General features: G+C 39.3%; 16 protein-coding genes. 6 read left to right on the forward strand and 10 right to left on the reverse strand.

Translation table 11 applies throughout. The annotated features are described in order from the left end of the window. Positions 1-39: 39 nt before the first annotated feature. The 9 genes from V7127_RS07080 to V7127_RS07120 all read right to left on the reverse strand — a co-directional run bounded on the left by V7127_RS07080 (position 40) and on the right by V7127_RS07120 (position 15,418). The gene (locus tag V7127_RS07080; RefSeq protein WP_335353267.1) at positions 40-2,295 is read right to left on the reverse strand and encodes a YncE family protein; all 2,256 of its coding nucleotides are present in this window, start codon (positions 2,293-2,295) and stop codon (positions 40-42) included. A 331-nt stretch (positions 2,296-2,626) separates the two neighbouring features. Then, entirely contained in the window at positions 2,627-4,246 is a 1,620-nt protein-coding gene (locus tag V7127_RS07085; protein WP_335344492.1) for a right-handed parallel beta-helix repeat-containing protein, read from the reverse strand. Between the two features lie 455 nt (positions 4,247-4,701). Further along, positions 4,702-6,645 carry a WD40 repeat domain-containing protein gene (locus tag V7127_RS07090; RefSeq protein ID WP_335353266.1) on the reverse strand — a complete coding sequence of 648 codons (1,944 nt, stop codon included), beginning with the start codon at positions 6,643-6,645 and terminating at the stop codon, positions 4,702-4,704. A gap of 134 nt (positions 6,646-6,779) precedes the next feature. Then, a complete protein-coding gene (locus tag V7127_RS07095; protein ID WP_335344490.1) occupies positions 6,780-8,687 on the reverse strand; it encodes an N-acetylmuramoyl-L-alanine amidase in 1,908 nt (635 codons plus the stop codon). Positions 8,688-8,947: 260 nt separating this feature from the next. Continuing rightward, entirely contained in the window at positions 8,948-9,082 is a 135-nt protein-coding gene (locus tag V7127_RS07100; RefSeq protein WP_335484469.1) for a hypothetical protein, read from the reverse strand. Positions 9,083-9,170: 88 nt separating this feature from the next. Continuing rightward, entirely contained in the window at positions 9,171-10,301 is a 1,131-nt protein-coding gene (locus V7127_RS07105) for a plasmid pRiA4b ORF-3 family protein (RefSeq protein WP_335484471.1), read from the reverse strand. A gap of 283 nt (positions 10,302-10,584) precedes the next feature. Next, positions 10,585-12,399 (reverse strand): ABC transporter substrate-binding protein, encoded by a 1,815-nt coding sequence (locus tag V7127_RS07110; RefSeq protein ID WP_335484473.1) that lies wholly within the window; start codon positions 12,397-12,399, stop codon positions 10,585-10,587. A 27-nt stretch (positions 12,400-12,426) separates the two neighbouring features. Further along, positions 12,427-13,941 carry an ABC transporter permease gene (locus V7127_RS07115; RefSeq protein WP_335484475.1) on the reverse strand — a complete coding sequence of 505 codons (1,515 nt, stop codon included), beginning with the start codon at positions 13,939-13,941 and terminating at the stop codon, positions 12,427-12,429. A 16-nt stretch (positions 13,942-13,957) separates the two neighbouring features. Beyond that, the gene (locus V7127_RS07120; protein ID WP_335484477.1) at positions 13,958-15,418 is read right to left on the reverse strand and encodes an ABC transporter permease; all 1,461 of its coding nucleotides are present in this window, start codon (positions 15,416-15,418) and stop codon (positions 13,958-13,960) included. Between the two features lie 382 nt (positions 15,419-15,800). On the opposite strand from V7127_RS07120, the gene V7127_RS07125 reads away from it, so the two are divergent. Next, positions 15,801-17,507, forward strand: a complete 1,707-nt coding sequence (locus tag V7127_RS07125; RefSeq protein ID WP_438823977.1) for an ABC transporter ATP-binding protein — start codon at positions 15,801-15,803, stop codon at positions 17,505-17,507. 173 nt (positions 17,508-17,680) lie between these two features. Here the strand turns inward: V7127_RS07125 and V7127_RS07130 are convergent, their stop codons facing one another. Beyond that, a complete protein-coding gene (locus V7127_RS07130) occupies positions 17,681-18,187 on the reverse strand; it encodes a hypothetical protein (RefSeq protein WP_335484481.1) in 507 nt (168 codons plus the stop codon). A 123-nt stretch (positions 18,188-18,310) separates the two neighbouring features. Here V7127_RS07130 and V7127_RS07135 point away from each other — a divergent pair, with 123 nt between their 5' ends. From V7127_RS07135 to V7127_RS07155, 5 genes are all read left to right on the forward strand, one after another. Then, positions 18,311-18,484 carry a hypothetical protein gene (locus V7127_RS07135; RefSeq protein ID WP_335345209.1) on the forward strand — a complete coding sequence of 58 codons (174 nt, stop codon included), beginning with the start codon at positions 18,311-18,313 and terminating at the stop codon, positions 18,482-18,484. Between the two features lie 118 nt (positions 18,485-18,602). Further along, entirely contained in the window at positions 18,603-21,164 is a 2,562-nt protein-coding gene (locus tag V7127_RS07140) for an Ig-like domain-containing protein (RefSeq protein ID WP_335484483.1), read from the forward strand. Positions 21,165-21,329: 165 nt separating this feature from the next. After that, entirely contained in the window at positions 21,330-21,881 is a 552-nt protein-coding gene (locus V7127_RS07145; RefSeq protein WP_335484485.1) for a signal peptidase I, read from the forward strand. A gap of 109 nt (positions 21,882-21,990) precedes the next feature. After that, positions 21,991-23,172: a hypothetical protein gene (locus tag V7127_RS07150; RefSeq protein WP_335484487.1), complete on the forward strand. Its 1,182-nt coding sequence runs from the start codon at positions 21,991-21,993 to the stop codon at positions 23,170-23,172. A 299-nt stretch (positions 23,173-23,471) separates the two neighbouring features. Next, positions 23,472-24,743, forward strand: coding sequence for an erythromycin esterase family protein (locus V7127_RS07155; RefSeq protein ID WP_335484489.1), 1,272 nt, complete (start codon positions 23,472-23,474; stop codon positions 24,741-24,743). Positions 24,744-25,065: the final 322 nt, after the last annotated feature.

Here is a 25,065-nt window from a genome sequence, read left to right on the forward strand (position 1 = left end):
ACAAAAAGGCGAATGGAAAAATCCATCCGCCTTTGAAGATTACCATATTTCTTTAACACTATTATATTTTATAAACCTAGTTTGATCTTTATCCAAAATAAACACTTCATTGTTTGCATTCATCGCAGCTGAATGGATTTCTAAGGTGAATTTCTTTTGCTTGGCTAGAGTCGCTTTATCATAATACCCATTAGTCGTAATAATATGATTTTTTCCAACATATAAAATAACCTCATCTAAAATCTTCACACGGTTAGACAAATCTAAATTTATCCGATTCCTTCCTGTGTATAAATAATTCCCGTCAACAAACATTTCAAAAACACCTGGATACGTATCAAAATTCAATTTGTTCTTTTCTTGAAACGTATCGGCATCGAATGCGTAAATAGATCCACCTGAAGTATCATCTTGCATGTAAAGAACGTTTCTGCTTTGGTCAAGCTTTAAATTTGCCCTGTAAATGTTTGCCGCCTCAACAGTTTGTCCATTTCGCCGATCATAGGCAGAAACATAATAATTATTATGACTATAATAGATATAGTTTTTTCCTACCTCTATTTCACTTGGTCTATCAGTTACAGATATATACGAAATCGGCTTAGTTGGGTCTGTACTTGCTACGGCAATACGATGGGAACCCTCTAATGACACATAAATGGAATCTCCATTCACTACAAGCTCCCAAGGCCTCGAACCAATATAAATCTCTTTCTCAACATTCATGGTACTTGCATTTATATAGAATAGTTTATTATCACTGATTGACAAAGCATATATTTTATTAGTTTTCTGATCATATTCCCAATCTGTTATCGCCTTTTCAAATTGAAGTTGCTTATTAAGCCCATTTTGAAAAGCTGGCAAATGAATCGGAAGAATGTTTAATTTTAATTTCCTTAACATCCCCTCTTCACTATTGTAAGCGTATAAATTCATAGAAGAATCAACCGATACTTCTTCATATCGAGAGGTTGGCATTGAGCGGTAAGGGACAAAGGATTCACGGTCATATATGAACGAACCGCCAATCGCATATTTCCCCTTTACTAGACTAACAGGTTCGAAGCCATCCACATACTTTCCGATAATATCCTTCAAATTCGTTGGATTCATTTTGAAACCATCAATAATAAGCTCTCCATTATCCCAAATATTACTTGCATCCCACGATGGCCAAAATCCTGGGCGATAATTATCCTCCGAAAGAATATTATATGTACTTAAATCAATGGCTTTCACATGAGAATTGCTGACATATAATATTTTTTTAATGGGATCAATAGATAGTTTTATATTGGAATTAAATATGTAGTCTTCTGGATTCTCCTTTTTGCTGATGACCTTAACTGTTCTCGATTTCATGTCAAAATCATGAATCTCTGTAGCTCCATTTTTAGGCGCATAGTAAATATGATCATTACTAATAATAAATCGTTGGGCTTGAATCGGCGTACCGTCCAATGCCTCAAGATACTCTGATTTCTCCGTTACCGGGTCAACCGCCCGCATTGGATACCCACCTAGTATGACTTTCCCATTATATAGCTGCATTCCCCATCCTGTATCATAGGAAAATTCCTTTATCATGCTTAAATCCTTTGTTGACAAAACATACAGCTTTTGATAAGCACTTACATATAAATATCCCCTGCTCTCATCTACCAACATTTTATCAAAGTTGAAATTCTTCGGTGCTACTTCCCACTCAGCGAGAGTCACATATCCTTTGCTCAACGTTTTCAAACGATCTAAGAGCGGCTTAATAGCCGTGTTTGGTTTATACTTGATAGAGTCCAGCATCGTCTGAATGCGTTTAGATTTCTCTTCTATTTGCGCTTGACTCTCATTGTTCTTGATTGCTAATTCTAAATTGACAATCTCCTTTTTTAGCCGATCATAGTCCGTTAAAGGGGGTGCCGGTGTGCGGTATACACATGCTTGAGCTTGAAGCTTAGCTTTGCTCGGAGTTTCATATCGAACTCTGCTGTCACGATCAACATAATAACCGCCTCCAACTCCTAGCGTCCCCGGCCGAAAAGAATAAATCCGGAACGTTCCTTTCGGATTCAAGTTGTGACTAATAATTTTCTTATCCCCATTGTAAAAAAACAGCGGCGTACTCTTCACAGTGTGTAGACGTCCAATTTGTCCCTTTTTTAATTCGATTCCATCCCAAAAAACCTTCTTCATGCCTTTATAAGGAGCACACGGGTCTGCTGCTGAAGCAGAATGGCTTTGGAAAATAGGTGTAATCAAAGTAATTGCTAACAGTAAAACAAAGATGCGTTTCACATATACTCCTCCAATAAATCCTATGTATTAGATTCATCTTACCTTACTAAAATTTTAAATTCTTGTGCCAATTATTGGTACAAAATGTAGTTTATATGACAGATCTAATACTTTTTCGCCAATTCTAGTGATATGTCAGCCAATTTTGGTAGGTTATCAGCCAAATATAGTCATTTGTTAGCCAGCTTTCATCTTATCGCCAAAAAAAGCCTACCAATCCATATTAGACTGATAGGCTTATATCTACCTTCAACACTTTTTCAATTTTCCACGTTCATCCTTATTCGTAAAATATGCTTTTCTATATTTTTATAAAGGGATAAAGTCCCTTTTATAAAATATTTGCTATATTTCCACCACTAGATATATTACCTGCTTTATAACCGGTAGTTTGAGCAATTGCAATGGGAGTACCAGCAGAACCCATTCTCACGATATTACCAATGAAATTCACCATTCCGTTGTTAATAGAATATAGACCAATGTTTGATTTAGAATGTTCTAATTTAATAATATTCCCATTCACTTGTCCATCTTCAACATTTGAAACTTGAATACCACGCTGCAATGCTGTAGCACCCTTAGCATCAATAGTGTTATTAGAAATATTTAAAGAATATGATTTTTGAGAAGAAGTAGAAGAACCAACTCTAATACCGTAAAAACTTGTATCCACCGTTCTTGAATCAACACCAATAATTTGGTTTCCAGTAATCGTCAAACCATCAAATACATCTACATCAATAATAGAATCTGTTGCTCCGCAATTTTTCACTAAGTTATCAGAAATAATAGCATTCAATTGAATTTTTTCACGAGAATAACCAGGTCTATACCCGCCAGCCATTATTGCTCCTAAACCTGTTCCATTAGCACTACAGTTTGTTATCTTGTTTCCTTTAATAATAATATCTTGACTTTGTTGTAGGTCATGACCCCATTTAGCAAAAATCCCACAAGCATAAGAATTTTCAATAATATTGTCTGTAAATATCATTCCAATTCCAGTATGACTATCAATCCCTTTTCTTTTGTTATCTCTAAAGATTGAACCTTGGACAATAACATTTTTAGCCTCACTCCAATTAGTTCCTCTCAATGCAATACCATAACCCGGGTCTATAAATCTATGTGAGATTTGAGAATCAGGATGTCCAGCTCTTTCACTTATACAATTCATGATTTGAACTCCATCTACCGCTAAAGCGTGTATGTTGGCATCATAATTATCATGAACATAGCAATTTTGAATAAGAATATCTTTAGAGTCGTTATATCTTAAGTCTTTCGGAACAAAGTTGCCGTTATGACCTATACCAATACCAACATAGTTAAATCCATGAACGTCTAGATTATAAAGTTTAATGTTTTTAGAGCCATTATGAATTAAAATACCATATGAGACGTTTCCAATAAATCCACCATTTCCAAATAATCCCCATGGTCGTCCATTATTGATTGATGCGTGAGTTTTTCTTGTTGAAGTATCTAGGCTGTTATTTTTATAATACCCCCAAAAACCAGAAGTGTAGTATCCACCATTAGCAGTACCTTTTTCTCCATATCCCGTATACCCAACAGAAGTTGTGTCAATTGCTGGAAATTGTCCATAGCCTGCTATTTCCAATCCTTCAACTATTATGTTAGATGATAATTGGATTTCAAGAATACCCTGTGCATGCTGATCAACCCATAGTTTTGCTCCATAGCCAACTATTCGAACATTCTTTTTATTTCTTAACAATAAGCATGGTTGGTCATTATTAGGGTAACCTGTCAAATTCACATTTTTGCTTACTTTATAAATACCTTGATCTATTATGATTGTTCCACCATCAGTTACATGATCAAATGCTTCTTGCAGGTCAAGTGTTAAATCATTTGTTCCATTGGCTGGAAACATTGTGTTAATAACAATTGTAGAACCATTAGATGTATACCGTATCGACATCACAACCACTCCACATAATTAATATCATTATCAAAAGTGAACAAAAGAGTCCTTATAGGCTGCTAACACGCCTGACTTGCCCTCCAGGCATCACCCCTCCTCTTAATGTAAATTCGAAATAATAAAGTTCACTACAACACTTTATTATAATTTTCTGTCAACGCTAGTGCAGGTACCCTCGTACATAAAATAATATTGTAGATTAATGAGTTGTAAGAGCCCCACTTACAGGTTTTTCTATTTTGCCGTTTCCGTTGCCTTTCATCAGAAATAGTAGTCTCATTTAATGTTAAAAAGGACTTTATCAGTCAATTTGGATGGTTTATCAGCCAATTTTGATAGTTTATCAGCCAAATTAGGCACTTTGTCAGCCAACTTACATTTTATCGTTAAAAAATACGATAAAAGCCTACCAATCTATATTAGACTGATAGGCTTATATCCAGCTTCAACACTTATTCGATTTTCCACAACTCATCCTTATTCGTAAAATAAATAACCCCGTCCAGTCCCTTTGTTAGTCTTTCTGCACCATTTTTATGAAGGATTTCCAATTTAAACGTGCCTGGGTGGACTCTAAATAGTGTATTTTCCACTGTTCCGTAAATATATTGATCATTTCCGATCACCAGCGTGCCATTTCGGAAACGGCCGCTCGTATTTTTGACGACATTAACCGTTTGCGTTTTCTTCTTATGCGGATCATAAGCAAAGAAATTGCCATCTGATAATCCATATACCCTCCCTTTGTCATCTGCTGTCAGAGCATGAATCATTCGGGGCTTCTTAATGCCTAGTGGCAGAATTTCTATTTTTCCGCCAGGAGATTTGCTCTTTAATCGGAAGAAAACCGCATTTTGCTTGCCCTCCAAATCTTTACCGCTAAAAATGGAGGTGCCCCCATATACATAGCCTTGATGGGCAGTTAGGGAAATAATACTTTGATCCTTCACTATATTTCTTCTTACTGACAGGCTATTTTTGCCCGTATCATAAATGGTTAAACTGCCTCCCGCTTCACCATTTCTAGGATGAGTACCGATGTATAAATAGGAGGTTCCCGGTGCACTTGTCATCGTAACCGGCCGGTCCTGTCCGTTGCCAATCGTCTTTAAAGGCTGTACTTTAGGAGTGCCAGACATCATCAACTCATTGATATTCCCGCCAGGATAGACACCCATATAAAATCGGCCATTCACCGCTGCGAAACCTTCCACTTGACCAACCTTTTGGATGGTTGAAAAGGAATCCGCACCCGGCTGATATACACCCATTTTCTCCGAAACATAGCTGCTAATATAAATATTGCCATCCGGACCAGCGGCTAAATTATATATCGGTACCCCAAGAGCCGGAAGAGGAAAACGATCCACCACTAGTTCCTCCTTCCCCAAGTCATAGGTGAAGAAAGTTCCGGTATTTCCTAACAATCCAGTTAAAAACATTTTCGTTCCCTGCTTCACAAAGTCAAGTGAAACCGCCTCTGTCCCCTGCAAGGCCCTTTTGGATGGTGTTATTTTTCCAGTGGATAACTCAAGCTTTTGCAGGTGAAAATCATTAGTAAAATAAACATCCTTCCCGTTCGGAGCCAGTTTCGAAACCCCTCTTGATTTCGCCTTTAGCTCACCCTTGAACTTCAGTGACTTGGCATCAAACATGAGAATCTTATCCTGCTTCTCTAGCTTGGCAAACAACACTCCCCCAGCTTGATCCAGATCATAAATAGAAGAGATGCTCTTCTTATATGAATCAGGCAAAATGGATTTCTTTGTATTTGTTTTTAAATTCCAGGCAATCAAATCGGCATTGGCCCCTACGCCAACAAACATCGTATCGGTGGAAGGATCATATGCAAGACTTCGCCCAATTGTTTTTCCTTTTGATGCTTGTCCCAGATTCTCGAACTTTCCGCCGTTGTATTTGAAAAGCCCGCCCTCATAGGAGGTGCTTCCATAGATATTCCCATTTTTATCAACTTCAATATCATGAATCGAGGTGCTGCCGCTCGTTGCCTTCCCAAGATCCGTCAGCTTTTTTTGATTGGGCTGATATTTATAAAGTTTGTTTGAAGGCGTGCCTCCAATCCAAACCTCACCCTTCCCATCCGTTTGAATGGCCCAGCCACTTGTCGAACCCGCCAAAGGCTTTTGGTCCACCATCGTTTTCGTAAAAATATCAAAAACAACTAACTGGGCTGGCTCCCCTTGTAAAACGATATACATAAGGGCATTCCCATTGGCATCATTTCCGGATGTAGCCGTTATGGCTGTGCTATTTGTAATCGGTTTGCCGATCTTGGTGATTTTTTTAGGAGAACTTGCTGAAACTTTCCCTAATTCAAAAGGGGATAAGATTAAAAATAAACATAAAACGAATAATAGCAACTGCGACTTCTTCATTTCCATTTTCCCTCTTCCATTTGTGATAGTCATATTTTACTATAAAACACGAAGGAGTTACCGACTTTTTCCAATATACTGACTTAATATAAAAAATGCCCCAAAGTTTTCCTCTGGGGCATCCTCTATTTCTATTAATTCACTACATCCACATCACTCTTCTTTACAAATCCCAAACGATGATTAAAGTAGATTTGATAATATTCATCCTGACCTTTTACGACTTGGTTTGTAGAAGGATCATTAAAGATTTTCGCATGGTAGTAATCTGATTGAATCGGTCCAGTTGCGACATAGGATTGGCCTTTTGGAATTTGATAGAGTGGATCTGCAATCCCCCTTGCCGATTCTGCTATCCCTGTCCCATCATAGGCAGATTGTTCTGGATAGGCGGCACCATAGACAGGAATGGAATCTAGCCCTTCTTTAGGAGTAATGAGAATTCCGTTGCCTGGAACGGTATATTTATTATTTGGATTATAGAACCAAGCCTTTTGTCCGCCAAAGTCGATAGCCGTCCAATCACCTTGCTGATCTACTTGATAATAGCTTTGCCCGATTGCTGCCTTGTTGCCCCAATCATTAAGATTGGTCGTTCCTTTTCCTCCGCTTTTATGAAAATGAGGGTCACTAATTAGCGGGGCCTCGAAGCTCGGTTCCGTGTATAAATGAATGAGACTGGAAGATTGAGGTTCCAGTAATTGATTCGCGTATGTGAAGGACGGTTTATTTGTGTTGTAATTTGGTTTGATTGTTACAATACCGCTATGCTTATCTCCTTTGCTCGGGTTAATCGGTTCGCCGAGGAGATTAAAGAAATGGGACCAATCCCAATAGGCGCCTGGATCCCAATGCATCAGTCCTTGTCTGGCAGGAGTCAATCCAGGAATTTCATCATGGCCGATAATATGCTGTCTGTCGATTGGAATATCAAATCTTTCCGCCAAGTATTTTACTAGTTTTGCAGAGGAGCGATACATTTGTTCGGAGTACCATTCTGTTCCCTTGGCGGCAAATCCTTCATGCTCAAAGCCGATGGAATGCATATTGAAGTACCAATTCCCCGCATGCCAAGGAACATCTTCAGGTCTAACCATCTGTGTGATTTTTCCAGTATCGGAATCTAGGATGTAGTGGGCGCTAACAAACGATCTATTTCTAAAATGGTTAATCGCAGATTGTGCGCTGCCTTCAATATCGTGAATGATAATATAGCGGATGTCGAGACCATCGTGTGGACGATTGGCAATATCGTAGTTACCGTAATTGGTAGGGCTGCTGGAGAATTGTTCGTATAAAGCCGGGATGAAGGAGCACTCTAGTCCATTCGGACAGTCCGTACCAGTGAATTTTGCATTGCGTAGAGGGATGGAGTCTGCTGTCGATTTATTAGGTGTGACTGCTTCAGCCTTCATACTAACTTTTTGACCAGTGATTGTTGTTCTTTCGGCACCTTCTTGCATGGTGGCATATACCTCGTCAGCAAAATCCTTTGCCACCGAATCGAATTCTGAACCGCTGTATTTTACGATGGCTCCATACCAATCTGCAGGATCGCTTGGAATATCTCCCGCTGTTTCCCGTGCATATTCAGCAAGTAAGGCTGCACCGCCGCGAATATTTTGTTCAGGATCATCCTTTAATGCTTCTGGGTCAACTCCTATTAGAATTGCGGCTTCGTCTAGTGTGTTGATGACAGAATTATCCGCACTTTGGGCTTCAACATCCTCACCCTTTCCGTGAGCAAGCTCGTCCCCATCAATCTGAACAAGGTTCATCACCCCATAACCGCCAACCTCGCTATGCCCTTTGTAATGATCCCACCGAGACTGATTGTAGGCGACTGCCATTAAAACACTTTGCGGAACATTAAATTCCTCAGCCGCTTTCTCGAACGCCTGCTGCAAAGCTTCTGAATCCATGGTACTTTCAGCAGCTGCATATTCGTTGGCAGTCGACATGAACCCAGATGGAATAGCCAAGCCAGCTGCTAAAGCAACTGTCAAGAGTGATGCGGAAACTTTACGCATAGAAAACCCCATACCTCTTCCCCCTTTTATTATAGAATATAAGGAAGGATTCCAGCTTAAGAGACATATCCCTGCACGAAATGGCAAAATGATCCAAAGTACATAAGGGGTTATTCTTTGCCTAGGTATATGGTGGGAAAAGTTAGCGGACCTATAGTCATGTGTGAATTCTAGTGGATTTTGCAGTATGTCAGAATTTCACCTAATCCCTACTCTCACAAAATATACTATGCTGGATAGTTTTTTGGATTTGCTTTTTCCTGTAAAATAAATCACTTTGATGGACAGGTTTTTCCGTTTTCACAGTTTCCTGTCCAATATAAACCACTTTGATGGACAGGTTTTTCCGATTTCACAGATTCCTGTCCAATAAAACCACTTTGATGGACAGGTTTTTCCCATTTCACAGTTTCCTGTCCAATAAAACACTTTCCAAGAACACCCCTGCCTCCCATCTAAATAGCCAGCAAGGCCATTAAGGATGCTAATAACCCATCACTTATGTTTAAGTTCTCTATTTACTTTCTTAATATCAAATTCCTCATAGCCTTGCATTTTCCCCCACTGGATCATATGGTTATGGTCAGGGTGCATGGGATCAGCAAGGATTTTTAAAAACTCCTCAAAGCCATAGGTCCCTCCAACATCTTCTGGAGGTGTATTACCTCCTCCTTCAAGGCAAACAGGATAGTTGGCATCATAATTTTCAATTACTTCCTCCACCTCGATATCATGCTGCCAGTTATCACCGAAGTCGTAATTATATTTCAGCCTCTTGTATGCGGGGATATATTCTGATAACTTAATATCGCTATCAAGCTTCATCTCCACATCAGTCCGATAGGCAAAAGCTTCTTCGTGACTAACCAGATTCACCACTGGTTTAAGTCCTTCCTTATGATGAGCAGAATGATTTGTTGATAAGACTTGTTCAAATGGTGCATTCCCATAAACATAAAATTCATGGAGATGATAGTTCCGCCATCCGAAGGCTGCCTGAAGAATATGATGCAAATGATTAAAGGTCGAATTTATCGGAACAAGGATTCGTCGCCAAACATTCCTTTTTTCCAGCCTAAGTGTGACTTTCAGTTGTACCGCCTTCGTCATAAAAATAGGTTCACCAGCAAATTCTTCTAGATTCTTATACATCTCTTCGTTCGGCACAATATATTTATTTTTCCCATCACCCACAAGAAAGCGGCTGACCCGCATACTCATCCTTGTATTGAAGATAGAATCGTTTTCCAATAGCTCCTCAAAAAAATAAACATTTTCACAAGCCTTATTCATTCTTGCTACAGAGGTGCGATCTTTTGTTTTGGTATAGCTGATTTCCTTAGATTGAAAGAGAAATTTTTCTATGACCTCATCCTTAATTCCCTCTTCCATAAACGTCTCACGAATTCCTTGTAATAAAACTTTATCGAGATTTTTAAAATCCTTTGCTTTTAGTCCATGCAAAACGACCACATACCTATTTTGATCATTCACAAGCACAATCGTTTTTCTACGGTTAAGGGTGATCAAATGGGCATGCCATGAAAAAAGTGGTTCTTCCTTTACCTGAATATCAGATTTGATATCAAGCTGGTCTAAAAGTTTCTTTGTACATTGAATGAGCATTTATTGGACTCTCCCTTACAGTTTTCTGCAAATATTAACTTAGATTATACAGGAATCAACTAATTAACTAAAAAAACTAAAATATTTTAGCCTTTCACAATCTCATTTAATGTCAAAAAACACTTTGTCAGCCAAATTGGATGGTTTATCAGCCAATTAACGCCATTTATCAGTCAAATCATGGGGTTTATCAGCCAATTTCCTTTTGTTCCTCAATTAATCGCATCACAGCACAAAAAAAAACGGATCGGCGCCCACGCACCCATCCGTTTTTCCCTATGCATTATTTACTAGACTGATATTTTTCAAGGAATTCTTTCACTTTAGCAGGATCTGCTTTCAGCTCAAGTCCAGTTTTGACAAGCGGGCTTACTGTGGATACAGCTTTGACCTTCTTGCCATGGTAGTAGCTAAGAATTTCATCTTGGTTAATGGAGTGTAGAATGGCTTTTCTTAAGTCTTCACTCTTGGCCACATCTCGATTAGCTGTGTTGAAAAGCAGGTAAGATACACCGTTGCTTTCCATGCTTTGAAGTTTTAACTTGCTGTCGCTCTCAACGGTTTCTTGTTTGTTTTCCGGAATGCCGTATAATACGTAAGTTTCGCCGTTACGTAAGGCAGATAGAGAACTATCTATATCTTTGATGAAGCGAAGTTTAATATTAGCAATCTTTGGCTCGTGCTCTGTTCCTTTCATGTAGCCAGGGTTTTTATAGAAAATGGCTTCATAATCGTTCTTGTGTGAAAGGATGTACGGGCCGCTTGTGTATAAAGTGTTGTTGTATTTGTCGCCTTCTGTTACTGTGTTTTGGTCACCATAAGGAATATCCTTGTTTACATCAAAGGTTGCTACGTCGTAAGTGTTAATGCTTTCGACTTGCTTTTTAGAAACGATCCCAGCTGATTGATGTGCTAAATAGTTAAGCACTTGCGGGAAAGGCTCTGTTGTTGTTACTTTTACAACTTGATATTTACCTTCTTTATTGTTCGCTTGTGTTTTATCTGCAACGAGTTCAGTAATTTTAGTATCTAAGCCATTTTCAAGAGCTACTTTGACAGAGTCGCTGCCGCTAGATTGTTTCACTTGATCAAGTGCATTTAAATCAGTTACAACTTCAACATCCTTAATATGCTCGTGCAAGCTGTATGTGCGGTGATCAGGCACGGAATCTTTATTTTTCGCACGGTCTAAAGAGAAAATAACATCGTCTGCACCAACACGTTCGCCTGTATCAACTGCTTTTTTATCAGTGATTTTCGCAAAATTAATATCATCTCTTAAGATGAAATAATACTCTTCATTACCTTCTGCAATACTATGGTTAAGAGAAAGTGAACCGTCAGATGTAATTTTGTCATCATCTGTTAAGTTAATTAAACGAACATACATATTTGTATTAATCTGATTGATGGAACCATCATTTCCCTTGATTGGGTCAAGTGATGTTAAAGTCGACATAGTCTGAGACAAAATAAGCGGTTCTGTTGCACGCTTTGATTCATCAATAAAATCAATCGGCTCCCATGCAAGTGCACGAGATTTAGAAAGTCTAACAGATTCAGGCTTTAATACGTCTTTGTTTACTGCCTGTGATTTTAAAGAAATGTACAATGGTGCAATATAAGCCTTGTCAAATACTAGACTCTGTTCCAATTGCTTATACGTTTCTGCATATTCCTCAGGAGTTTGCGTGCTTGCTTTATCAATTAGGTCATCAATTTCAGAATCAGCTAGGATGCTATAATCTCCGCCTGTTTTAAATAGTGAACGGACAGCGTAATCTGGGTTTCCTGTTACAGTTGTCCAGCTAGATAATGCTGCATCATAATTACCTGCATCTTGTTGAGCTTTAAAGCTGCCATAGTCAGGTTGAATATTTAGTTTTACTTTAAATCCATTTTTAACAAGCTGGTCACGGAGAATATTTAGATCTTCCTCCCCGCTGCTCATTCCAAGTAATTCGATTTCTACTTGCTCGCTAGCAGTACCGCCAGCTTTAGAATCAGATCCAGCTTTTTCATTAACATCTGATTTAGTTTTCACACATCCTGCCAGCATTAAGACGAAGGCAAGGAGTAGCGGAATCATTTTTTTCATAATCTTTCCTCCTAAAATTTAATTATATTAATCAAGCTTCGGGTCAAGAGCGTCCCTAAGCCCATCTCCCAAAAAGTTAAAGGATAAAACGAGAGCAATAATAGCCAGCCCCGGATAGATGGCTAAATATGAATGGGATTCAAGATAGGTGCTGCCAATCTTCAATATGTTTCCCCATTCCGGAATATGCGGCTCGACACCTAGGCCCAGATAGCTTAAGCTGCTTGTGGCAATAACCGCACCGCCAATCGTTAGTGTAGATTTCACAATCATAGGTGCAAGTGAGTTCGGAACCACATGCTTAAAGATAATTGATAGATTGCTAGTTCCGAGTGCTCGTGCAGATTCAACATATTCAAGGTTTGAGACCATTAGAACATTAGCACGCATCGTTCTCGCGTACGTTGGAATAGACCCAACACTAAGGGCAATCACAAGAGTTACAGCGTTAGAACCAAACGCGGCAATAATAACAATCGCCAGTAAAATACCTGGAATCGCGTACAATATATCAAGCAAACGCATAATAATATTGTCCGTGCGGTTTCCATAATAGCCAGAAATCGCTCCTAAGAATCCCCCAATCAAAAATGGAATCGCAGTCGATAATACCCCAACAATGAGAGAAATCCTTGCTCCGAAAACAATTCGAGAAAATAAATCCCTGCCAAAATTGTCTGTTCCAAGCGGATAAGTAAGACTGGGAGCCTGGAGTATAGCACTATAATCGTTATCCACTGCCATGCTATAATCAAAGGTCAAATAACTGCAGATGGAAATCGAAAAAATAAAGATGATAAAAAACAACCCTAGCATGGAGGTAGTATTCGTTGAAATTTTCTCCCAAATTTTATACCACTTACCTATACTAGTTTCATTGTTTCTCCATTTTTCTCTAATAAAATGAATGCCTATTACTAGTGCAAAAAGGTTGCCAGTAATAGCAGTTAATACTAATGGTATACCCAAAACGAACTTCAATCTTTCCTTTCCGCTGCCTCCTCGATCCTTTGCAGTAAAAATAAGGACTGCCAAATAGAATACCGCCGTAATGATTAGGAAGCCCATTGATGGCAGAAAGGTATCAGAGACATAGGGCTTGAATAGATTCAGTGCTGACACGGCAATAATGAAAAATTGAGTGAGCAGCATGTAAACAGCAAAAATATATTCGGGTGATTTTTCTCTTCTAATTAGCTGAAAGGCAAAAGTCGCCACGAATACATTTGCAGTTAAAATACTTAATAGCTGAAAGTATCCTAGAACTCTAGTTGACTTTCGTATTTCGCCAGACTTTTTAAGATCTTGCTTAATTTTCAACGTAATGACGATTTGTACAAGCGTAAACAGCGCATAAGCGATAAAAACACCAAACACAAACGGCTTTATCGTATTAGCAGCAAAGTTAAAGCTGCTATATAGAAATATGACAGTCAAAGCAAGTGAAGTGATGGACGTAAAGCTTGCCTGCCTGTACTCTGGTGAAATTTTTAGTGCGTGCTGCTTAAAATAGCTTTCATTTTCCCTCATATGAGTAGACATCTTCTATACACCTGCTTTAATATTGTTTCATTTTTGATCGGATCCGCGGGTCAAAAAACGCATACAGAATATCGATCAATAAATTAATTAAAGAAATGGTAATCGCAATATAGACAACTCCACCCATAATACTCGGGATATCAGGTATAAATTGCTTATCAACAATATAGCTTCCAATTCCGCTAATATTAAATACCTTTTCCGTAACGGCCGCTCCGCCAAGCATGCCGCCAAACATGAGTCCAATAACCGTAATAACAGGAATCATCGCATTCCCCACCGCATGCTTCCATAATACTTGGCGTTTATTTAGTCCCTTGGCTTTCGCCGTAATAATATAATCTTCATTGATCACTTCGAGTGTAGCCGAGCGGGTCATCCTAGCGATTGAGGCAGTTAAGCCCGTTCCTAGAACAACTGCTGGCATAATAATGGACAGCCAATTTTGCGGATTGAAGGTGGCTGGCAGCCATTGCAATTTAATCGAGAAATTCAGAATAAAGATAAGTCCTTGCCAAAAGTTAGGGATTGATAATCCGATAAGAGCAATAAACATAAACGTATAATCAAAGAAAGAATTTGGCCTTGTTGCTGAAATAATTCCGATCGGAATCGAAATAACAATCGCCATGATTAAGGCTATGAGTGTTAGCGTTAACGTTATTGGGAACTTTCTAGCAATACTTGCAGCAACCTCTTCATTACCAGAATAAGAGGCTCCTAAATCAAAGGTGAAAATCCCTTTCATGGCATTCCATAATTGTGTCAGATAAGGCTGATCAAGACCGTAAATCTGATTAAAAGCTGCAATTTGTTCTTTTGTAGCGGTTTCCCCGAGTATGTTTGCTGCCGGATCGAAAGGCGAAATATACAAAATACTAAATACGAAAAACGCGACACCAACAATAACAAATATACTCATAACCAATCTTTCAAATATATATTTCAAATAAGGGTTGCTATGTATGAAAATTAAAAGATACATAGGCAATCCGGGCAAAAACGTTAATAATAGAAACAGCGGATGCTTCACGAGCGACTGAAAAATGGATTCATAAGTTAATCTTTCATGCCCTTGTTGTTCTAAGAGCTCAGCTGTTCTCTCAGCCACTATTTTTTGAAACTGTTCTTCAGCCCAAGTTGCTGCAAGTTGATCTGTTTTGGCTTCCTCTTGCTTTTGTCCGAAAAACGCTTGTTTCCGTAATATTTGATCCCTATATTGTTGCTTTAACTGTTCCCTTAGCCCGGTCTCAGCAAGTTGGTTCTCTTCTTCCTTAAGCAGGGAGGAATATGAATCTCGTTTTCTACTGTTAAGGTAAATAATAAAAACAATGAGATGCACCGGAAGGCCCAGAATATATATAAGCCATTTATAGGCAGGATGCGGCTGCATTTTCTTGTAAGATTGGCTTAAGGTTTCTGAAAGACTTAAGTTTTTCCTTAATTTATTCGCATCAGCACCCTTGATAACTTCCATGGGAATTTCCTCCTTCCGTGTATATTGCATTATTCCGACCAGTATAGTATATTTTAGTTCTAATATTAAAGTCAATATCTAGTTATTATTATACAAATATAGTTATTCCTACTAGAATATGTGGCTGCTTGGCAGAATATATCTATTTTACTGGCTATATTAGAGTTTATTGTTGATTACTAGCCTTATGCATGCGAACGGATTTTATTCGGGACGAAAACAAGAGAGATCAGGTATGTATAAGGCGGTTTGATCGCCAACAAAATTAATTATCAAACTAAAAACATTCATGTATATAAATAAGCAATTTAAAAACGTTGAATATGGGCAGGTGTGAAGTGTGGAAAAAATATTGAAGATAAACAACCTACGAGTATCCTTCATGTCCCGAGATCATGAGTTTGAAGCAGTGCGAGGTGTGAGCTTTGAAGTCAGAAAAGGAGAGACTTTAGGAATTGTAGGGGAATCTGGAAGCGGAAAAAGTGTAACGGCAAGATCCATTATGCGGTTGCTCCCCTCACCTCCCTCTTTTATGAAAGACGGCGAAATTCTTTTTCAAGGGGAAAATCTTGCGCACAAAACAGAAAAGGAAATGGAACATATTCGCGGCCGGGACATTAGTATGATTTTCCAGGACCCTATGACTTCCCTAAACCCAACCATCCGTATCGGAAAACAAATAGCGGAAAGTCTAATCAAACATCAAAAATTATCGAAAAAAGAAGCGAAGAATCAAGCAATAGAATTATTAAAATTAGTCGGCATTCGCGACAGTGAAACGCGTTATAATCAGTATCCCCATGAATTTTCAGGAGGAATGCGGCAAAGGGTGATGATTGCGATTGCACTCGCCTGCCGTCCAACGCTTCTAATTGCGGATGAACCGACAACCGCGCTTGATGTGACCATTCAGGCTCAAATCTTAAACCTGATGAAAAATATGCAAGAACGATTTGGCACATCGATCATCTTAATTACCCATGATCTTGGTGTCGTTGCGGGTATGTGTGATCGCGTTGTCGTCATGAAAAACGGTGAAATTGTGGAGACCGGAACGACCGAGGAAATCTTTGAATCACCAAAGCATCCTTATACGCTTAAACTGCTAAATGCACTGCCTAGGCTAAATGAGAAAAAGAAGCCAAAGCCTGCCCCACTCATCTTGCCTGGCATAGATTCTAGTAAATCATTACTTGAAGTTCATGCCCTTAAGCAATACTTTGATTTAGGCAAGGGAAATGTTCTGAAAGCAGTAGATAATATTAGCTTTCAGATTAAACCGGGCGAAACATTAGGGCTTGTAGGAGAGTCTGGATCTGGCAAGTCTACAACAGGACGAGCGATTTTGCGGCTTCATGAGCCTACTGGCGGCGAGGTGTTATACCAAGGGATTCCAGTTAATCGGCTTACCCAAAACGAAATGAAAAATATGCGCCGGCATATGCAAATGATTTTCCAGGATCCTTATGCGTCACTGAATCCACGCTTTAAGGTTCTAGATATTATTGGGCAGGCACTGGATATTCATAACCTATCACCTAGTAAAGAAGCACGGAAGAAAAGAGTGGAAGAACTGCTTGATATGGTGGGACTAGAACCATCACACGCTTTGCGCTATCCACATGAATTTTCAGGCGGTCAGCGCCAGCGGATCGGCATTGCTCGAGCACTAGCGGTAGAGCCAAAATTCATCGTATGTGATGAACCGCTATCGGCACTAGATGTTTCGATTCAATCACAAGTAGTCACCTTGTTAGAAGATTTACAGCATCGACTTGGCTTAACCTATTTATTCATTGCCCATGATCTTTCAATGGTCAAGCATATCAGTGACCGTGTCGCCGTTATGTATCGGGGGAAAATTGTTGAGTTAGCTGAAAGTGAGGAGCTTTACTCCAATCCGCAGCATGCCTATACAAAGTCCCTGCTCTCTGCCATTCCGATTCCCGATCCGAAAATCGAAAGACAGAAAAAGAGAGTCTTGATGGAAGAGCAAACAGATGATGATAAATATCAATTAAGCACATCGGAGCTTGTTGAGGTATCAGATGGCCATTGGGTGGCCATGCCGAAAATTCCAGTGTACTAACCGTCCTGATGGGGGCGGTTTTTTTAATAGTAGTAATTAGAAAGTGGCGTCAAATGGTGAGTTGTTTCCAAAATTTCATGTGGAAACAAAGCACTAGCGAGATCCAAAAATGAGCCTGTCGAGAAAGTCAGGATAAACCGACTTCCTCGACAGGCCCCAAAACAAGTCATTTACTAAAATTCGGATCGTATCACTAAACTAGCATTTATCACATTTTCAATCCCATCAGCAAAATCATAGTCATCCGCCGCATATTCATGGCCATTGGAAGATATCAACATGACCCAATTACCTGCTAATACGCTGAGTAGAATTTTGGCCTGTTCAATGGACAGTTTCAAATGAGTAAATTTTCCGGGACTAAACAGATAATCACGCTCGGCCTCTAAACCAAATCGCTCTTTTAGCCAGGTCTGGATGCCGCCATTTGTATTAAACTTCATTAGGTAGCCATTTTTTATAGCTGACTCTAAATCCTCACCATGATTTTCCGCATAGGTAAAAAAATCATCATATTGATAATATTGTTCCTCGGCAACTTTTAACGGAGTGGGATCTCCTTTTACCTTACTGGCAAGCAACACATCATCAGCTACACCAAATCTCCGTGCACGTTCTAGTAAAATAGCCGTTTTTTGTGAAATTTTCGCCCTTTCACTCATAGGAATACCTTCTTTCATTCAATTTTATATACTCCTAGTAAATTATAAAGGAAATATTCAAGTTATTTCACCATTTTCACCTGATTTTAAGGGGGCAGCAGTCTGATTTATTGTTAAAAATGAGTTTGTCAGCCGAATTGAATGGTTTATCAGCCAATTCGGGTAGTTTATCAGCCAATTTTAGCACTTTATCAGCCAAATATGGAGGTTTATCAGCCAATCAATGCTATTTGTCAGCCAATTAATCACTTTGTCGCCAATTATGGTGATTTTCAGCCAATTCATAAAAACATCCCCCGCACTCTCACAAAATAGCATCTAATTGCCCTTCCCCATTGCCAACTCTCATGCCTTTTTATCTATTTATCTATCATTAATAATCTTTTAAAATGGGAATATATTTACATTAACCAGCACTAAAGGAGGCAAATGAATGAAGAAAAAGAAAATAATTTATACAGGGAGCGCTTCTATATTAGCTGTTTCTGCAATAATCACAACAAACCCAGCTGAGGCAGCATCCGTTAGCGAAGTGGAAAAGCTCGTGAAGGCGGCAAGGGATGCGGGGACCATTTTAAAATGGGCGATTTCGATTGAAGGAAGTGCAGATGGGAAAACCCGGCCATGGGTTGCCTATAATAACGCAAAAGCTGCTTATGATCAAGCAGTCAAAGCTGCGAACACATTACCGACAGCACAAAAAAATCGGTATTTAGCTGAGCTTGACGAACATGTGAAACTCCACATTAACCGAACGATGTATTATATTGATGCCATTACAGCTGGGGAAAAAATTAAGGCCAAGCAGCAGGCATTAACCCATCAACTAAATTTAAACCTGATTAATGATCAAACGGAATTGGCCTATCACGAGCTTTCAAGAGAAATCCGCAAGCAAGCCATTATGTTAGACCGTGTTTATGGAAAGTCAACACGTGACCTGATCCGCTCCCACTACAAGCAGTCTGCTGAGAAAGTGCGGGACAGCGCGATATATGCGGTTACGGTTAAAATTGAACTTGATTTAGCCCAAAGATCTATAGCAAGCGGCAATTTTTCAAAAGCAGAAACTCATCTCAGTGAAGCTCGAACATACTTGCCATATGTCAGCAATTCAGTGATTAAAAAAACATTAACCGATCGCCTTAATTCCATCTCTGCAACGTTCACCCCAAAAGTCGATAAAGTCAGTGCTGCCGAGCCAAAGCGGATTAAGGTTGTATTCAGCAAAGCGATGATAGCTGGCACAGGATCAAACGGAGCCGAAAATTTGTCTAACTACTTTGTATCTGGCAGAGCGATTAAAAGCGTCAACCTCTCTGCTGATAAAAAGACAGCCGTTATCGAATTGCACGAACCGCTCTATCCTAATTCTTCTTACACGGTAACAGTGAAGAAAAATATCCAAACAGTCAACTACGAGTCTTTAGGGCAGAACGACTATGTCACCACTTTTACATTCTCTGACAAAATCAAACCAACCATCACGACAGTCAAAACCCAATCTAACGGGAATGTTGAGGTAACTTTTTCCGAGCTAATTGCCTTTAATTCACCTATTGCGATTACAATTGACGGCAAAGCAGTTAAATACAATCAGCTGAACAGTGATACAGACACGATCGTGGTCCCTAAATCTGAGCTTGACCGGATCAGCCTGCGAAAAGGGCGCTCCTATTCAATAGTCGTAACTGGCGCAAGAGATTTAGTGATCAATACCCCAAATACAATGGACACCTATAGAAGCACTTTCCTATATAACCCAGCAGCCGACACCACACCTCCAGAAGTGAAATCTCTACAAGTAAAAGACGAAAAAACATTCACCATTGAATTTACCGAAACACTATCCAGTTTCACAGCGTCCAGCCATCTCATTATCAAAAAAGGCAACACAACGATTAAAACTGCTTCTGTAAAAGATATTTCAGACGGCAGCAAAACTAAATTTGACATTGAATTGCCTGCATCTGTTTATGGAACAAACGAAATATCTGCTAGATTAAACATCTCGGTTAAAGGCTATAAGGATCTGGAAGATAACACCGGAAAGACATATGACCGAACGATTACCATCAACAAGGATTTATCACCGCCGCAATTTGTTCAAGCTGCTTATGATAAAAATAAAAATGAAATTCATCTCACTTTTAATAAAACGTTAAAATCTGGGCTTCCAACTGCCAGCAAAATTAAAGTAACCGACCAAAACAATAAATCCGTACAGGCAACAGTCAGATCAAACGTAGATAACAAAATGATCTTGGATGCAAATGGCCTTTCAGACGGACTCCTAACCATTTCAGTCGCAGAAGGAGCGGTTAAGGACAATACAATTTCCCAAAATAACAATCGCGCCTTTACTACTTCTGTTACGAAAAAGTTCGATCAAGATAAGCCAGAGGTTACTTTTTTTGAAACATCTGCAAATGGACAATTCAAGGCGTCATTTAATGAACGTGTCCAAGCACAGTCAGCCACTTCTGCAGCAAATTACCTGTTGAATGGCAGGCCGATTCCCGTTCATTCTGTGTTAACTATTAGCAATGATCTTCAGGAAGTCACCATAACATTTCCGGAAGGCACGATCCCTTCTACAACGAAATACAACATTACAGCAAGCGGCATAAAAGATTTATCCGATAACACCATGAATCCTTATACAGCCACAATCACACTGGGCGATAATACAGAACCCATCTTGACCGGAGCCGTCAAAAAAAATGATAACAAGATTTACCTTACCTTCTCTGAATCTATTTACTTAGAAAACAGCCATTCGGATTTCATTATTATTTTAGATAAAAAGCAAATTCCCTTAGAAAACTACTCGATTACAATAGGGGCCAATCAAAAAGAACTAATCATTCTTCCGGAAAAAGAAACGACCTTTGAAGGTGACAGCCTCACCATTCAAACAGCTGCCAAAACGACAATTAGAGATGAAGCATTTAATACACTTAAATCCGGTACAACGATTACTGTGAGGCAATAAATAGGTAAAGGATTTGTTCATCATGATGAGCAAATCCTTTTTTACCGGAAAACCGCTTCTTAATTAAGAACAAATAATCTTGAATTATTCCGTATAACGAATTATAATAAATTTAATTGTTCTGTAAAAAGAACAAAAGACATTTCTTATAAAGGCGGTGTACTCATGACAAAAAAAATTTTAAGCTGGACAGGCAATATTTTTCTAGCAATCTTAATTCTTCTTAGTCTTTCCTCAATATATTCTCTCTATCAATCAAAACAGAATCCTAATTATTTGCCATCTATCCTTGGTTTTAAGGTAATGACCGTATTGACAGGAAGCATGGAACCAAAATTAGAACCTGGTGATTTAGTAGCAGTTAAAGCCGTAGATCCTGAAAAACTAAAAGTAGATGAGATCATTACATACCGTAATAACGAAAACACTTTTGTGACTCATAGAATCATAGAGTTAGTCAATCAGGATGGGAAAGTCTTTTTTCAAACGCAAGGAGATGCCAACAATATGGCGGATGAAGGCTTAATTTCAGCCGAACAAGTAATCGGATCCGTACGCTTCCATATACCAAATGCTGGCTACCTAACAGATTTCATTAAAAGTCCCCCTGGTTTAATCATCATCGCAGCCATTTTCCTCGTTTGTATAGCCATAGGCATTAGTCAAAATTTCTTTTCAACCAATAGAAAAACACCGAAAAGCGAAATAAAAGCTTGAAATTCCTATGGTTTTTATTAAAAAAAACGCCTAATAAGGAGGTGAATCTCTTAAATAGCTAGTTTGGCAGATATCAAACATTACCTATTATCAAAGGAGAGATGAACCAGTGAAGAAGAAGATTGGATTAAGTTTAATTGCAGTCATTTTTGTAGCGATTGCCGTTATGGGGACAGTTGCTTATTTCTCCAAAAGCTTTACAAGTGATAATAACACTGCGACCGCGGCCAGCTTCGAGGTTGAAGCTGTGAACTCAGAAGGGACAACCATCGGAGATGCACAATTTAATTTAGATGGAAAACTATACCCAGGAATGAAACCAGTTGAAGTGTATAACTTCAGCATTAACAAAAACAATACAGAAGTACCTGTTCAATATAAAGTAAATTTAAATCCAAGCGGTGACCTATTCCCTGAGGATGGTACAACGCCTATAAAACTCACACTTCAAAGAAATATTGGTGGCGACTGGTCTGATATCGATTACCAAACGGAATTTAAACCTGAAGCTGACGTGGAAAGCTTTAAAATTCTTGCCGAATGGCCACATGGGGACAATGACATTTCGTTCCAGGGGATGACAGGCAATATTAAATTAGATGTCGTTGCCACTCAGATTGATGATGAGGAAGAAACAACTGAACCGGAGCCAGAGCCTGAGGATCCAAATGCTGAGAAAAGCGCTGCACAAATTACTTTGTATAAAGACAGTACCTCTTCTACAAACTTCATTGATTTCTCAAATATCACGAACTTTAAACTAAAAAACAAAGATACTAGAAGAGAATATACAGTGGGAACGACACCTGGTAATCAGAAACACGTTTACAAAATGAGTGAAATTCCTGTAGGCAAGTATACAATTCACTTTGATACGCCTGCTGGCATGAGCGTGAAGGAAATTCAACAAGGCGGCGCATATAAGGAAACTATCTATCACCCAGACACAAATCCGCTTATTATTACAAAGGATTCAAACTATGTAAAGATCATTTTAACATCTGAATTAACTCTTAAGGAAATCAAACCTTTAGAGGACCTAACAGTTCCGGAAAATATTACTTACAACGATTTTCTAGCAGCATTGCCAAAAAAGGCAACCATCGTAGACTCTGGGAATCAGGAGCATCAAGTCGACCTAAAGTGGGATGTTCGTCCGTTTAATTTTGATAATTATAAAAAGCCGGGTACTACAACTCTTTGGAGTGAATTCTTTAAATTGCCAGTGAGCGTATCGAATTCGGATCCAGCACAGAGATTGGAAGTTACTTTGAAGGTGAATTTTCAGTAAGCCATAATGCAGTGTACCCCCATCTCATCAGATGGGGGTTTTTTTGGGTCAGATCGGCCCCTGTCCCCTCTTCCCTATAAAAAAATGCAAATAAGCTTGCGATGAACGTCTGATTACTTCGGCTATATATTAATCAATCGTTTAATTAAACTTTACCAAATGTTTTTCCTGTTATTCCTACTAATCAAACGATTGATTAAATCTTTTCAACCTTCATCACCCTACCCTCCACCGTAATAGATCTTAACTTTTAGGAAACAATATCCTTATAATTAGTCAACAGATACCGAGGGATGAAAATGAACCAACAATTAATTCAAGCTATTCAAGAGCATGCACGTCCATTTAATGAACTAGGGGATTTAGACGTTCTTATAAAAAGAATTAACGCCGAAAAGTATGTTCTGCTTGGGGAATCGTCACATGGAACCTCAGAGTTTTATAAAATTCGGGCTGAGCTTACAAAGAGACTCATTGTGGAAATGGGATTTACCTTTATTGCCGTTGAAGGCGACTGGCCGGCCTGTCAGCAGGTTAACGAGTATATTAAAGGCTGGGACAACACATATTCCCGTGCTAGAGACGTTTTGCAATCGTTTAACCGTTGGCCGACTTGGATGTGGGCGAATGAGGAAATGATTGAGCTGATCGAATGGCTAAAGGACTATAATCGAAAGCAGCCTCGGGGTAAACAAGTCGGCTTTTACGGGATTGATCTGTATAGCCTTTGGGAATCGATGGATGAAATTATGAAGTTTTTAAAGGAAACGAACTCCTCGGATATTGAAGTTGTGCGAGAGACTTTCGCCTGCTTCGAGCCATTCAATCGGCAGCCCGAAAAATATGGCGTATCGGCTGCCTTTTACGGAGAAGGCTGTCAGGAGGAAGTCATAAAGCTGTTAACCGAAATCTCTTTAAAAAGAAATACTTATTCAGATCATGAAGAAAGTGGATTAAATCTCGAGGTCAATGCCCTCATCACGGCAAATGCGGAGAATTATTACCGGACGATGATAGTCCATGACAATGAATCGTGGAACATCCGAGACCGCCATATGGTTGAGGTTCTGAATCGAATTATGGCTTTCTTCGGAAATCAGGCAAAGGGAATCGTCTGGGAGCATAATACTCATGTGGGCGATGCCCGAGCCACATATATGGCGGATGCAGGAATGGTGAACGTTGGGCAGCTACTAAGAGAACAAGTAGGCGAGGAAAACATCTTTATTGTTGGCTTTGGCACACATCGCGGTTCCGTGATTGCCGCTCATCGCTGGGGTGATCATTTTAAAAAAATGATGACTCCTCCCGCTAAAGATGGGAGCTGGGAAGATCTGATGTACAAAGCTGGGCCGAAGGATAAAATAATCTTGTTTAATGATGAGAATAGGCATTTATTTAATCAAACGATTGGTCATCGTGCAATTGGCGTGGTTTATAGTCCGGTGAATGAACATTATGGGAATTATGTGCCGTCAAGGATGTCGGAACGATATGATGCGTTTGTTTATGTGAATAGTACGAATGCCCTGAATCCGCTTGGTGTTAAGGAAGGGGCAGGTGTCTTATAGATGGGGCGGTTGGTGGAACAGAGGGACAGGTACATTGTCCCTCCTCCCTTCTTGTCTATGCACCATTTCTTCATTTGAGAACGATAGCAATGAACAAATTCTTCTAACCCTTTATGGTGAGGCCTTTCCATGCGATTTTACCAAAACGAGTGCTATGAAAACTTCATGGTGCGGGTTTTTTATGCGGATATACCAAAACGCTTCCTATGAACCCTTTATGGCTTCCATTTGAGGCACTTTCTTTTCAAAACGCGTTCCATAAACCTCTCATGACTACCGTTTGAGGCACTTTCTTCTCAAAACGCGTTCCATGAACCTCTCA

The sequence above is a fragment of the Bacillus sp. JJ1773 genome, assembly GCF_036962035.1.
Lineage (GTDB): Bacteria > Bacillota > Bacilli > Bacillales > Cytobacillaceae > Cytobacillus.